This is a genomic window from Actinomadura madurae (assembly GCF_047130825.1).
GTDB classification, from domain to species: Bacteria; Actinomycetota; Actinomycetes; order Streptosporangiales; family Streptosporangiaceae; genus Spirillospora; species Spirillospora madurae.
Genome location: NZ_CP083237.1, coordinates 5,656,245 through 5,669,441 on the forward strand (window position 1 = coordinate 5,656,245; position 13,197 = coordinate 5,669,441).

Here is a 13,197-nt window from a genome sequence, read left to right on the forward strand (position 1 = left end):
ATCGCCGGGCGCGCCCCTTCGCATGTGCTCAGTCGGCGCCCTGTGCGGCGGTGGTCCCGCGCTCCGACTCTTCGCGCTCGATCACCCCGGCCAGGAGGGTGAAGGACGTCCAGGCGAAGAGGTCGCGGGGTGTGATCGTCCAGCCGTGCCGGCGGGCCGCCAGAGTGCACAGCCGGGCGGCAGCCATGGAGTCGCCGTGGTCGAAGAAGTTCTCGCCGGGATCGCAGTGGACGCCCAGCACTTCGAAAGCGAGGTCGAGAAGTTCGGAGAGCGGCTTGTCAGCGGTGAAATCGGTCGGCATCGGGATCTTTTCCTTCGGGTTTCTCAATCGGGACGCAGGAAGCGCTCCACCTTGCCGGCGTGCGAACGCGGAAGCGCGTCGACGATCTCGGCCGTCATCGGGATCTTGTGCGGCGATATCAGGCCCCGGCAGTGCTCGCGCACGGCGTCGGTGCCCGGTGGATCCGCCGGGTCGGAAGGAACGATCAGCGTGTGCAGGACGTCCCCGAGGAGCCGGTCGGGGCGCCGTACCACCAGCGCTTCCGCGACGCCCGGATGGGTCGCGAGCGCGCGTTCCACCTCGCGCGTGTTCACGTTGGCGCCGCCCACCACGACGATGTCGTCCAGGCGGCCGGTGAGGTACAGGTAGCCGTCGGCGTCGGTCCGGCCGGTGTCGCCGATGGAGAAGAACCCGTCGCCGCGGCCGCGCAGCAGGCCGAAGCCCTCCTTGCCGAAGGTCCGGGTCCAGGTGCTGCGCATGAACACCTCGCCGGTCTCGCCGGGCGGCAGCGGTTCGCCGTCCGCGTCCGCTATCAGGACCTCGTTGTGCCGGAAGGGCCTGCCCACGGTTCCGGGACGGGCCAGCCATTCGACGCCGTCGCAGAACGTGGAGCCGGTCACCTGGGTGGAGCTGTAGGTCTCGAACACCCGCTCGCCGCCCAGCCGGGAGATCCAGCGGCGCTTGACCTCCTCCGGGCAGGGCGCGGAGGTGTGCAGTACCCCGGTGAGCGAGGCGCACAGGGCGTCCCAGAGCGTCTCGTTCGCGTCGAGGAGCGCCATCTGGTGCGGCGTCAGCTGGCACCAGGTGGGGCGGAAGCGTTCGACCGCGGACCTCAGCGAGGCGGGGTGGAGCCTGCGCGGCAGGACCACGTGGGCTCCGCCGGTGATGCCGGCCATGCAGGTCAGGGCGGGCGCCGCATGGGACAGCGGCCCGACGGAGAGCTGGACGGCGTCGCGGTGCCAGGCGGCGGCCCGCATGATCTCCCGGACCCCGCCGAGCGCCCTGCCGGGACCGGGCACGACGGGGTACAGCCGCGGGAGACCCGTGGTGCCGCCGGTCGGCAGGTGCCAGGTCACGTCCGGCTCCGGGGCCGCCGAAGGCTCCCGGGGCGGCGCGTGCTCCAGCGCCGCCGCCAGCTCCCGTTCGCCCAGCGGGAACGCGTCCGTGAAGGCCGTGCCCAGATCGGCGCCGAGCGTCTTACGCTCCAGGTCCGTCGACTCGGGCGGCAGGATCAGCGGGCTGCAACCGAGCATCCACGACGCCAGGACGGCCCGTACCAGCCCCTCGCCGTTCGGCAGCGCGACGACGATGTGGCGGCCGGGTCCCCAGCCGGCGTCCAGCGCGAACCGGGCCGTCGCCGCGACCCGTGCGGCCAGTTCCCCGGCGGTGTAGTGGATCCACGCCCCGGACGGCTCCTCGACGCTGAGCATCGGACGGCCGGGAGCGGCGCGGGCCAGGGAAAGCAGGCGGCGGGACTCGGTGGTCTGCAAACGGAACAAGGTGCCTCAGCTCCCCTCCGGGTAAGGCGAGACCGGACCGTCAGCGTATTTCCCGTACCGGCCGCCGATGGCTTTGTGGCGAATTGTCGCCACATCACTTCCCTGCCGTCCGGGGTCACTCGATACTTCTGCTGCGAGCCGGTAACACGGCAGGCGAACGCATATCGAAGCGGAGCAGGAGAAGAGGCCTTGCGAATGTCCAATGGATTCCAGGACCGGGACGAGGCCCTCTCGAACAATGACGCAAGCAATGAAGGCGCGCTGGTGCGCGAACTCATCAGAAAACTTGTGGCCGAGATCGCCCCGCCGGATTCACCAGAGGTGCGGCCCGGTCACCTCCTGCGGGACGAGCTGGGTTTCGACTCCGTGCGCGAAGTGGAACTCACCTTCGCCCTCGAAGAACTCTTCGAATTCGAGCCGTTCGTCGTCGAGGATGCACCGCAGTTGGAGACCGTCGGGGAGCTGGAGGATTTCACCCTCGACATGATCGCCCAGGGGCGCGCCACGGTTCCCGCGCCCACGACCACGGCCGGGCCCACGACCGCGGCCGCGGCCGCGCGGCCGAGGTGACCGAGGGCATCAGGAAAGGTCCGGGAGGCAGGGAATGACGGTGGCCGACGGCCCGGAGCGCCCGGGCGACGCCGAGTCCCGGTTCGTCTGGGACTACGCACGAACGGACGAGCGCCTGCGCGCCCTGTACGAGCGGGGCAAGGCGGCGCAGTGGAACGCCACGACGGACATCGACTGGGCCGCCGGCGTGGGCACCCCCGGCCACGCCGGGCTCCGCGGCCGCGATCTCCCGCTCGGACGGGACGCGTGCCCCGTCCCGTCCGAGCGCTGGGCCGCGTTCCACTGGGAGTTCCATTCGTGGATGACCAGCCAGTTCCTCCACGGGGAGCAGGGCGCCCTGCTGGCCACCGGCCGGCTGGTGGCGATGGCCCCCGACCTGGACACCAAGTTCTACGCGGCGGCCCAGGTGGCCGACGAGGCACGGCACGTGGAGGCGTACGCCCGCTACGTCGGGCTGCTCGGCAACGAGTACCCGGTCAACCCGTCGCTCAAGCGGATGCTGGACACGGTGGTGACCGAGAGCCGCTGGGACATCGTCTTCCTCGGCATGCAGATCATCGTCGAAGGGCTGGCGCTCGCCGCGTTCAGGCTGGAGCACACCCGCTCCTTCGACCCCGTCATCGCCCGGCTCACCCGGCTCGTCGCCAGGGACGAGGCCCGGCACGTCGCCTTCGGCCGGCTCGCCCTCCGGGAGATCTACGGCGAGCTGACGTCGAGGGAGAAGGCCGAGCGCGAGGAGTTCGTCAAGGACGCGGCGCTGCTGATGTCCCGCAGGTTCCGCCTGGAGGAGATCTGGCGGCGCCTGGACGTGGACGTCCGGGCGGGCACCGACTACGCGCTCCAGGACCGGAAAATGATCGACTTCCGCCGGCTGATGTTCACGAAGATCGTCACCTCGCTGGCCGGAGTGGGGCTGCTGACCCCAGGAGTCCGCGCGCACCTGGAGCAGCTCCAGCTGCTGCGCACCGTCTCTCGGAGGTGAACGCATGACCGCCGCAACGAACAGCACGGCCATCCCCAGCACGGCCACCAGGCCGCGCCTGGAGCACATCCTCTCCTGGGTGGAGCATCCCGGACTGGAGCAGCCCGTCCGCTTCTCCGACGGTCGCGGCACCTGGACCGGCCACTCCTACGCGGACCTGGCGGCGGGAGTGCGCCGCAACGCTCACCGGCTGCGCGCGGCGGGCATCGGCTCCGGCGACACCGTGCTCCTCATCGGCGCGAACACGCCCGGCTTCGTCGTGTCCCTCTTTGGCGTCATGCACGCCGGCGCCACGCCCTCCATCGTCGCGCCGGGCGGTCCCGCCGAGCTGGACGCCCGCCTCCGGGACGTCGCCCGCGCGGTAGGCCCCGCCGCTCTCCTCGTCACGAGGGAGCAGGCACCGCTCCTCGACGGCCTCGACCCGCCCGGCTGCCGCGTCCTGACGGAGGCGGCCGAGGACGGCCCCATGGCCGACGGCGCGCCGGAGCCGCCCGAGGTGGGGCTGGTCCAGTTCAGCTCGGGGTCCACGGGGACGCCGCGGGGCGTCCAGATCCCGTGGCCGGCCCTCAACGCGCACGTGCGCGCCCTGCACGACTGGCTGTCGATCACCGAGGACTCCCGGGTGGTGTCGTGGGTGCCCTTCCACCACGACATGGGGCTGGTGGGCTGCCTGCTGATGCCGCTGGCGCGGGGGGCCGGGGGCTCCTACCTGCCGCCGCAGGAGTTCATCGGGGCACCGGCCCGGTGGCTGGCCGAGATCTCCCGGTCCGGCGGCACCGCGTCCGCCATACCCGCGTTCGCCCTGAGCCACGTGGTGCGGAAACTGCGTCCGGCCCACCTGGAGGGGCTCGACCTCGGCGGCATGAGCGGCCTCGTCATCGGCGCCGAACGCGTCGACCCGGACGATCTGGACGCGTTCCACCGGCTGCTCGGGCCTGCCGGCCTGCGTCACGAGTCCCTGCTCCCCGCCTACGGCATGGCCGAGGCGACGCTGGCCGTGACCGGCGAACGGCCGGACCCCGCGGGCATCCGGACCCGGCTGGTGGACACCGACTCGCTGGAGCCGGGCAAGCCGGTGACGTTCCCCGCCGCCGGCGCGCGCCTGGCCGCCCGTCTCGTCTCGTGCGGCCGCCCGCTCGGCGGGGTGGGGGTCGAGATCCTGGACGCCGACGGCTCGCCGCTGCCGGAGGGCGCGTTCGGAGAGATCGCGGTGAGCGGGGAGAGCCTGGCGGCGGGATACGTCGGAGACGAGTTCACGGCGATCGGTCCCCGCCACCGCACCGGGGACATGGGGTTCACCCTCGACGGCGAGCTGTACGTCGTCGGGCGGGCCGGGGACGGCATCAAGGTGCGGGGCCGCTGGCTGTTCGCCGAGGACGTGCAGGTCATCGCCGCCGCCGCGGCGCCCAGACCGCGGCGGACCGTCGCCCTCCTCGGCACCGTGTCGGGACGGGACGCGGTGGTCGTCACCATCCGGAACTGCACCGCGGACGAGGCCGCCGCCGTCGGACGGCACGTGGCCGCCAAGCTGCCCGGGCTGCGCGTGATGATCCTGCAGGTGCCGCGCGGCACCCTGCTGCGCACCACCAGCGGCAAGCTCAGGCGCCGCGCCATGTGGCGGAACCTCGTCACGGCGGGCGACCTGGCCGCCCACCGGGTCTGGGACTCGGCGGCGGACCGGGCCTGAAGACACCACGCCGCGCCGAATCGAGAGAGAACCCGCCGGATCGAGAAGAGGATCAGTGGAACGTACGGGGATCATCGAGCACATACGGCGGTCGCTCACCGTGGCCCTGGACCGCGAGGTCACCGGACTGCGCGAGACCACCGCGCTCTACGAGGAGCTGGGCCTGGACTCGGCGGGCACCCTCGAACTGCTGCTGGTCCTGGAGGACACCCTCGGGTTCGAGGTCGACCCCGAGGAGCTGGAGACGGAGGTCTTCCGCACGGCCGGCAGCCTGGCCGACTACGTCGCCGGGCACCTCGTCACCACGGTCGACGCCGGGGCCACGGCGTGACCGTGGGCGCGTCACCGGACGCCGGCACCGGGACCCTGGGCCTGTCCCGGGTGTCGGTGCGGCTGCCCAGGGGCACCGAACCCGTCGATCGCGTCCTGGAGCGGGCCGGCCGCGGACCTTTCGAGCGACGGATGTTCAGGAGGTTCCACGGACTGCGCGACAGCCCCACCCTCGCCCCCGACGAGCGCATGGAGGACCTCCTGGTCGGGGCGGGCAGGGACGCTCTCGCGGGACGCGGCGCCGACGTCGTGCTGTACGCGCACTCGCATGTCGTGCAGGAGTTCGCGAACCGGCCGGGGTTCGCGGGGCGGCTGTGCGCCGCGCTCGGCGTCCCCGGGGCGGAGTTCTACGGGATCTCCCAACTGCACTGCGTCAGCGTGCTGCGGGCCGTGGAGATCGCCCGCCGCTACCATGCCCGCGCCGGGGCACGGCCCGGGGACAGGGTCCTGGTGCTCGGCGGCGACCAGGGCAGCTACGACGACACGGCGAGGATCATCCCGAACGTGACCGTGGGCGGGGACGCCGCCGCGGCCGTCGTGGTGCACGCCTCGCACGGCGACGCGGACGGTCACGGGTCCCCCCGCTACCGCTACCTGTCCGGTGCGGCGCTGCGCGACCAGCGGTTCCACCGGGCCCTCCGGATGACCCAGGACGAACAGGCGCGCTACGCGAAGGCCTGCCTCGACCACGTGGCCACGGTCCTGGGCGAGGCCGCCGGCCGGGCGGGTCTCGGCGTCGCGGACCTCGACTGGATCATGCCCGACCTGACCAACGCCGTGTTCTGGCGCAACGTGTGCCGCGAGACGGGCGTCGGACGCGACCGCGTCCCGCTCGACCTGCTCCCCGTGCGCGGCCACAACTACGGCATCGACGCGCTGTCGGTCCTCCAGCACGCCGACGCGACCGGGCGGCTGCGGCCCGGCGACCGGTGCGCGCTGGTCGCGCTCGGGCACGGCGCGTACTTCCAGGTCGTCGTCGTCGAGGTGATGGGCGGATAGCCGTGGCCGATCTGTACATCGACGCACTCGCGACCTCGGTCCGCGCGCGGCCGGGGCTCCAGCCGTCCGCCGGACTGCCCCGCCGGAACATGCGCCGCCTGGTCGCGAACATGATCGCGCGCGACCGCGGCATCCCGGCGGAGCGAATGCACGTGCGGCGGCCCGTGCCCGGCGACCCGGCCGACGCCGCGGACTACGCCACCACCCGGCGGGCCCTGGACGCGCTCGGGCACCCGGACGACGACCAGCCCCTCGTCGTGGTGCGCTCCGGACCGGTGATCGACCCGATGACGTCGCCCCTCGCGGGCACCGTCCACGCGGTCGGCTGGACGGGCGAGGACGTGGGGATCAGCCACCTCGCGGAACAGGGCGGGACGCAGGTGTTCCACCTGCTCGCCTGGGCGGTGCCCGAGGACCGGGGCGCCACCGTGGTGATCGTCGACGATCCCGCGTACGTCGACGTCGAGACCGAGAAGCCGGCCTTCGCGGCGGTCGCCCTGCGGGTGGCCCGCACGGGAGCGCTCCGCATCGTCGCCGTCGGTGCGGGCCCGGCCGGGACGGAGACGCCGGTGGAGGCACGGCACGCACGGGTCTTCTCCGGCCCCGGCGCCTGCGACGCATGGCTCGACCTGTACGCGGCGCTGTCGTCCGGTGCGGTCGGGCCCGGAGAACCCGTGCTGTTGCGCACCGTGGGGGACGAGCGGCACGGCTGGCTGCTTCTTGAGGCCGTCCAACCGCGCGAACTGAGGATGTCCAGCGCGCCGATGGGAGAGTGACGGAGAAGATGGGACCGGACCTGCCCGGACAGTGCCTGCTCCACGAGGCGTTCCTGTGGAGCGTCGACCGTGACGCCGACGCGGAGGCGCTCCGCGTCGGCGGGGAGAGCATCAGCTACGGGCGCCTCCACGAACGCGCGCTGCGGCTCGCCGGCGGCCTCCTCTTCCACGACCCCGGCGGCCCGGGCGGGCCACGGCGGATCGGCGTGCTCGGCGCCCGCGGCGAGGACCTGTACGCCGGCCTGCTCGCCGCCCTCTACACCGGCGCGGCGGCCGTCCCGCTCAACCCCGCCTTCCCGCCCGAACGCCTCCGCGCCATGATCGGCGCCGCCTCGCTCGACGGCCTCATCGTCGACGACAAGGGCCTGTCCCTGCTGGCCGAACTGAAGGGTGCGCTGGACGGCGTCCGGGTGGTGCACCAGCCCACCGCGCCCGCTCTGGACAGGCCGCTGTCGTCCGCTCCCGAGGACATCGCCTACATCCTCTTCACCTCCGGCTCCAGCGGCCGGCCGAAGGGCGTCCCCGTCCGGCACTCCAACGTGGCCGCCTACCTGCGCCAGGTCGGGGCGCGCTACGGCTTCACCCGCGACGACGTCTTCTCGCAGACCTTCGACCTGACCTTCGACCTGGCGATGTTCGACGTCTTCGCCGCGTGGGGGGCCGGCGGCACCGTCGTCAGCGTCCCCTCGCACGTGTACGTGTCGCTGCCCGACTTCGTGGCCAGGCACGGCATCACCGTCTGGTTCTCCACGCCGAGCATGATCTCCCTGGTCCGCCGGGGCAGGGGGCTGGGGCCCGGTTCCATGCCCGGCCTGCGGTGGAGCCTGTTCTGCGGCGAGGCCCTGCTGGTCCACGACGCCGCGCAGTGGCAGGAGGCAGCGCCGAACTCCCGCCTGGAGAACCTCTACGGGCCGACGGAGCTGACCATCTCGTGCAGCGTCCACCGGTTCGACCCGGAGCTGTCACCGAAGCTGGCGGTCAACGACATCGTCCCCATCGGAACCGTGCACCCGAGGCTGCGGTACATGCTCCTCGGCGCGGAGGAGGACGGCACGGGCGAGCTGTGCGTCACCGGCGAGCAGATGTTCCCCGGCTACCTCGACCCGGCCGACGACACCGGCCGCTTCCTCGATCACGAAGGGCTGCGCTGGTACCGCACGGGCGATCTGGTCCGCCGCGTCGACGGCGGCGAACTCGCCTATCTGGGCCGCGTCGACCACCAGGTCCAGATCGGCGGCTTCCGGGTGGAGCTCGCCGAGGTCGAGGCGGGCCTGCGCCGACTGCCCGGCGTGCGGGACGCCGCGGCGGTGGCCGTGGCAGGACGGCTGGTGGCGTTCCTGGTGGGCGACGAGCAACCCGTCCCGGTGCTGATGAAAGAACTCGGGTCCTTCCTGCCGCGGTACATGATCCCGCGCCACTACGAGTACCTGGACGACCTGCCGCTGAACGCCAACGGGAAGACGGACCGGCCAGTGCTGGCCGAGCGGGCACGGATCATGCTGGAGAGCTGACCCGTCCGGCCAGCGCCTTCTCGACGGCCCCGGACGCGGCCCGCAGCGTCCGCCAGTCGAACAGCTCCCGCACGGAGACGTCCACCCCGAACACCTCCGGTATCCGCCCCACCAGCCGCACCGCCGTGATCGAGCTCATGCCCAGCTCGTGGAAGTCGTCGTCCAGCCCGACCTCCTCGACCCCCAGGGCCTGCCGCCACAGCGCCGCCAGCTTCCGCTCGACATCGGTCCGCGGACGGGCGTACGGAGTGTCGACGTACCGGGCGGCGGGAGCGGACCCGGAGACCTCGGCACCGGCCCTGCCCGCGTCGGCGGCGACCCGGTCGGCGAGCCGCTCCCGCCTGGTCAGGCCCCCCGGACTCACCACGACCTGCGGACCGGCGCCGGAGGCCAGGATCGACCGCAGCACCCCGGCCGCCGCCTCGGGGCCGATGGCGCTTTCGCGGTACGCCTCCGGCAGGGCGTCCGCCGCGCGGGAGGCCATGCCGATGTCCGTCCACTGCGGCCAGTTGACGGAGACGACATGGCGTCCCGCGCCCCACCGCGCCTGGGCGTAGGCGTCCAGGACGGCGTTGGCCCCCGCGTAGTCCGACTGGCCGTAGTCACCTGTGACGGCCGCGATGGACGAGTACAGCACCAGCAGCGGCGGCCGGAACACCCGGTCCAGCACGTGGGTGCCCAGTACCTTCGGTGCGAGGACCCTCTCAACGGCCTCCTGCGTGCGCACCTCGGCGAGACCGCCGCCCGCGACGCCGGCCAGGTGGAACACGCCGTCGACCCGGCCGTGGGCGCGCATCGCCTCCGCGCGGATCTCCCGCATCCGGGCCTCGTCGGCGACGTCCCCGGCGAAGACCTGAACCCGGCCGCCGGCCTCCTCCACGGCGAGGACCCTCCGGAGCCGTTCCCTCAGCGCCTCGTCCGGCGACCCGGCGGCGAGCGGCTCCCACTCGGAGCGGGGCGGCAGGCCCGACCGGCCCACCAGCACCACCCGCGCCCGCACCAGCCTCGCCAGCTCCCCGGCCAGGTCCAGGCCGAGACCGCCCAGGCCGCCGGTGATGACGTAGACGCCCTCCTCCCGGAGCACGGACGGCACGTCCGCGGCCTCGTCGAGCCGGATCGCGGAGTGACCCGCGACCCACCTCTTGCGCCCCCGCAGCGCCACTTCCCGCTCCGTCGAGCCGGACCGGAGCTCCCGGAACAGCTGAGCGGCGATGGTCTCCGCCCTGCCCTCTCCCACATCGCCCTCTCCCACATCGACACCGCGGACGGCGACGGAACGCAGCTCCCGGGGCAGGGTCTTGAGCAGCCCGCGCACGGCGGCCTTCGCGGGGTGGACGTCGCCGTCGCCCAGGACGTCCTGCATGCCGCTGGTCAGCACGGACAGCTCCAGAGCGGCCCCGGAGGCCCCGGAGACCCCGGAGGTTCCGCGGGAGAATTCCTGCACGGCCGGCAGGAGGCTGAACAGGCCGAGGTCGAGGTGACCGCGCACGGCGGCCCTCTCCGTGCGCGCCGGGACGCCGCCGAGGAGCCAGGCGTGCACCAGGCGGACCCGTCCGGGCCCGGTGCCGAGGACGGCGGCGGCCAGCCTGCCGTAGTCGGCGGACTCGCGCGGCCGGACGGTACGGCGGCCGTCCCCGGTCTCCGCGTACCGGCCACCGGGCGATACGACGACGACGTTCTCGCCCGCGGCCCGCATCAGCCGGATCAGCTCGTCGGTCACGGCCTCGCCGGGATGGGCGAACACCACCCAGGTACCGCCGTCGTCGGCGGTGGTCTGCGGCGGAGTCGTCTCGGTCCAGGTCGGCACGTAGAGCGGCCCCTCGTCCTGGGGCTCCGCAGCGGAGGACTCGCCGCTCACCCGCTGCACCCAGAACGATTCGCGCTCGTAAGGGTAGGTGGGGAGGTGCACCCGGCCGCGTCCCTCGTGCGCGCGGATGCGGTCCCAGTCCACGGAGCAGCCGTACGTCCACAGCCGGCCCACGCCCTCCAGCATGACCCGCAGGTCGTCGCGTTCGTCCCGGGCGGCGCGCATCATGGGGACGGCCGGGACGCGCTGCGACCGCTGCGTTTCCGAACCCGCCGCGGCCTCCGCGACGAGGTCGGACAGCGTGTGCCCGGGGCCCACCTCCGCCAGGCGGTACCCGCCGTCCGCGAGCAGCAGCCGGGCGGCGTCCGCGAAGCGCACAGGGGCGCGAACGTGCCGCGTCCAGTACGCCGGGTCGGTGGCCTGCCCGGGGGTGATCCAGTCACCCGTCACGTTCGACACGAACGGGATCTCGGGTGCGTGGAGCCGCACCATGGCGACACGCTCCGCGAACGCCTCCAGGATGGGCTCCATCATCGGGGAGTGGAACGCGTGCGAGGTGCGCAGGCGGCTGGTTCCCACCTTCCGCGCCGACAGTGAGGCCTCAAGTTCGCGGACGGCGGCGACCGGACCGGAGACCACGCACATGCCGGGCGCGTTGACGGCCGCGATGTCGACGCCGGGCGGGAGAAGCGGCCGGAGCTCGTCCGCGGGCAGCGGGACGGCCGTCATGGCGCCGGGCGGCAGCGACTCGATCATCAGGCCGCGGTCGGCGACCAGGCGCAGGGCGTCGTCGGCGTCCACGACCCCGGCCAGGGCCGCGGCCACGTACTCGCCGACGCTGTGGCCCGCCATCGCGGCGGGCCGCACGCCCCAGGAGATCAGGAGGCCGGCCAGCGCGTACTCCACGGCGAAGAGGGCGGGCTGGGTGACCGAGGTCCGGACGATCTCGGCCTCGGCCCGGGGCGCGGCCGAGGCCGTCGCGGGGAACAGGACGGTCTTGAGGTCGAGGCCGTGCGAGCGGCGCAGCACGGCGCGGCAGTGGTCCAGGATCGCGGCGAACTCCGGCTCCCGTCCGTAGAGACCGCGCGCCATGCCCACGTACTGGGACCCCTGCCCGGGCATCAGGAAGGCCGGCTCCGGCGCACGGCCGCGCGGCACCGGGGGCGCCGCCGCCCCGGTCCATCCCTCGCCCAACCGGCTCACGGCGTCCTCACGGTCGGACACGACCAGGACGCGGCGCACGGCACGGACGGGACGTCCCTCGGCCAGCGTGCGGGCGATGTCCGCGAGTTCGCCCTCGTCCCCGCTCCCCCGGGACTCGCGCAGGTGGTCGCGGAAGGTCTCCGCCATGGCCGCCAGGGCGGTCGGGGTGCGGGCCGAGAGCGCCAGCAGGTGGTACGGCCCCCGCGGCGGGGCGGTCTCCACCGCCGGGGGCCGCTCCACGATCATGTGGACGTTGGTGCCGCCGACGCCGAAGGAGCTCACGGCCGCGCGTCGGGGGCCGGCGTCCCGCGGCCAGGGCACCGTGCGGTCCGCGACGTAGAACGGCCCGCCGTCGAAGTCGATCCGCGGGTTCGGGTCGCTGAAGTTGAGGCTGGCCGGGACGACCCCCTCCCGCACGCTGTGCACGGCCTTGACGAGCCCGCAGATCCCGGCGGCGGCGCCGAGGTGGCCGACGTTGCTCTTCACCGAGCCCAGCGCGACGTCCCGTGCGCCGCGGCGGTCCGCGCCGTAGACCCGGTTCAGCGCGGCCACCTCGACGGGGTCGCCGACCGGTGTGCCCGTGCCGTGGCCCTCGACGTACCCGACCGACACCGGGTCGATCCGGGCGACCCGCAGGGCGGACGCGAGCACCTCCGCCTGGCCAGCCTCGCTCGGTGCCGCGTACGCGGCCTTCGCGGCGCCGTCGTTGTTGACCGCCGAGCCGATGATCACCGCGTGGATCGCGTCCCGGTCGGTGACGGCCTCGCTCAGCCGCTTGAGCAGCACCACGCCGGCGCCCGCCCCGAACACCGTCCCGGAGGCCCGGGCGTCGTACGGCCTGACGACGCCGTCGGCCGCCAGCATCCCCCCGCCCTCGCTGTACCTGTAGCCGCGGTACGCCGGAAGCGGGATCTCCACGCCGCCGGCGATCGCCATGTCGCACTCGTTGCCGAACAGCGCCGCGCATGCCATGTGCACGGTCATCAGGGAGGTGGAGCAGGCGGTGAGGCTGGTCACGGACGGGCCGCGCAGCCCCAGATGGTAGGAGACGGCGGTGGACAGGTAGTCGGAGTGGTTGGTGATCCGGGCGCGCGCCTCGCCGATCGTCTCCATGAACCCGGGGTTGGCGCGCAGGTAGCGGGCCAGGTACTCGTTGTTCCTGGCCCCGGCGTACATCCCGATCCTGCCGTCGAAGCGGTACGGGTCGTACCCGGCGTCCTGCAGGGCGTCGTGGCAGATCTCCAGCAGGACCCGCAGCTGGGGGTCCATCGCCTCCGCCACGCGCGGGGTGATGCCGAACAGCGCGGGCTCGAACAGGTGGATGCCGCCGAGCAGCGAGGCGACCTTGACGTAGTCGGGGTCCGCCAGGGCCTCCCGCGGCACGCCGGCGCGGACGAGGCGATCGTCGTCCAGCCGGGTGAGCGACGCGGTGCCGGCGCACAGATTGCGCCAGAACTCCGGCAGGTCGCGCGCGCCGGGGAACCGGCCGGCCATGCCCACGATGGCGATCGCGTCCCCGGACTCTCCGTACACGTTCTCTTCCTCCCGCTCCT

The 13,197-nt window shown here is 73.4% G+C and carries 10 protein-coding genes; 7 read left to right on the forward strand and 3 right to left on the reverse strand.

Features of this window, described 5'->3' with window-relative positions; genetic code table 11:
* Positions 1-28: 28 nt before the first annotated feature.
* Together K8Z49_RS25530 and K8Z49_RS25535 are read right to left on the reverse strand one after the other, a co-directional pair.
* Positions 29-301: an acyl carrier protein gene (locus K8Z49_RS25530; protein ID WP_075023939.1), complete on the reverse strand. Its 273-nt coding sequence runs from the start codon at positions 299-301 to the stop codon at positions 29-31.
* Between the two features lie 23 nt (positions 302-324).
* Positions 325-1,770, reverse strand: a complete 1,446-nt coding sequence (locus K8Z49_RS25535) for a class I adenylate-forming enzyme family protein (RefSeq protein ID WP_412515409.1) — start codon at positions 1,768-1,770, stop codon at positions 325-327.
* Positions 1,771-1,974: 204 nt separating this feature from the next.
* Between K8Z49_RS25535 and K8Z49_RS25540 the strand changes: the two genes are divergently transcribed.
* The 7 genes from K8Z49_RS25540 to K8Z49_RS25570 are packed head-to-tail and all read left to right on the forward strand — an operon-like array spanning position 1,975 to position 8,634.
* Positions 1,975-2,349 carry an acyl carrier protein gene (locus tag K8Z49_RS25540; protein ID WP_075023937.1) on the forward strand — a complete coding sequence of 125 codons (375 nt, stop codon included), beginning with the start codon at positions 1,975-1,977 and terminating at the stop codon, positions 2,347-2,349.
* Positions 2,350-2,383: 34 nt separating this feature from the next.
* Positions 2,384-3,331 (forward strand): ferritin-like domain-containing protein, encoded by a 948-nt coding sequence (locus tag K8Z49_RS25545; protein WP_021591129.1) that lies wholly within the window; start codon positions 2,384-2,386, stop codon positions 3,329-3,331.
* Between the two features lie 4 nt (positions 3,332-3,335).
* Positions 3,336-5,018 (forward strand): AMP-binding protein, encoded by a 1,683-nt coding sequence (locus K8Z49_RS25550; protein WP_412515410.1) that lies wholly within the window; start codon positions 3,336-3,338, stop codon positions 5,016-5,018.
* A 55-nt stretch (positions 5,019-5,073) separates the two neighbouring features.
* Positions 5,074-5,349 carry an acyl carrier protein gene (locus K8Z49_RS25555; protein ID WP_021591131.1) on the forward strand — a complete coding sequence of 92 codons (276 nt, stop codon included), beginning with the start codon at positions 5,074-5,076 and terminating at the stop codon, positions 5,347-5,349.
* A 2-nt stretch (positions 5,350-5,351) separates the two neighbouring features.
* Positions 5,352-6,347: a 3-oxoacyl-[acyl-carrier-protein] synthase III C-terminal domain-containing protein gene (locus tag K8Z49_RS25560; RefSeq protein ID WP_412515411.1), complete on the forward strand. Its 996-nt coding sequence runs from the start codon at positions 5,352-5,354 to the stop codon at positions 6,345-6,347.
* A 2-nt stretch (positions 6,348-6,349) separates the two neighbouring features.
* On the forward strand, positions 6,350-7,123 hold the full coding sequence (locus K8Z49_RS25565) for a hypothetical protein (protein ID WP_412515412.1): 774 nt from the start codon (positions 6,350-6,352) through the stop codon (positions 7,121-7,123).
* A complete protein-coding gene (locus tag K8Z49_RS25570) occupies positions 7,120-8,634 on the forward strand; it encodes an AMP-binding protein (RefSeq protein ID WP_412515413.1) in 1,515 nt (504 codons plus the stop codon). The genes K8Z49_RS25565 and K8Z49_RS25570 overlap by 4 nt, the downstream gene beginning before the upstream one ends.
* Here the strand turns inward: K8Z49_RS25570 and K8Z49_RS25575 are convergent.
* On the reverse strand, positions 8,618-13,177 hold the full coding sequence (locus K8Z49_RS25575) for an SDR family oxidoreductase (protein ID WP_412515414.1): 4,560 nt from the start codon (positions 13,175-13,177) through the stop codon (positions 8,618-8,620). The two genes, K8Z49_RS25570 and K8Z49_RS25575, sit on opposite strands and share 17 nt — an antisense overlap.
* Positions 13,178-13,197: the final 20 nt, after the last annotated feature.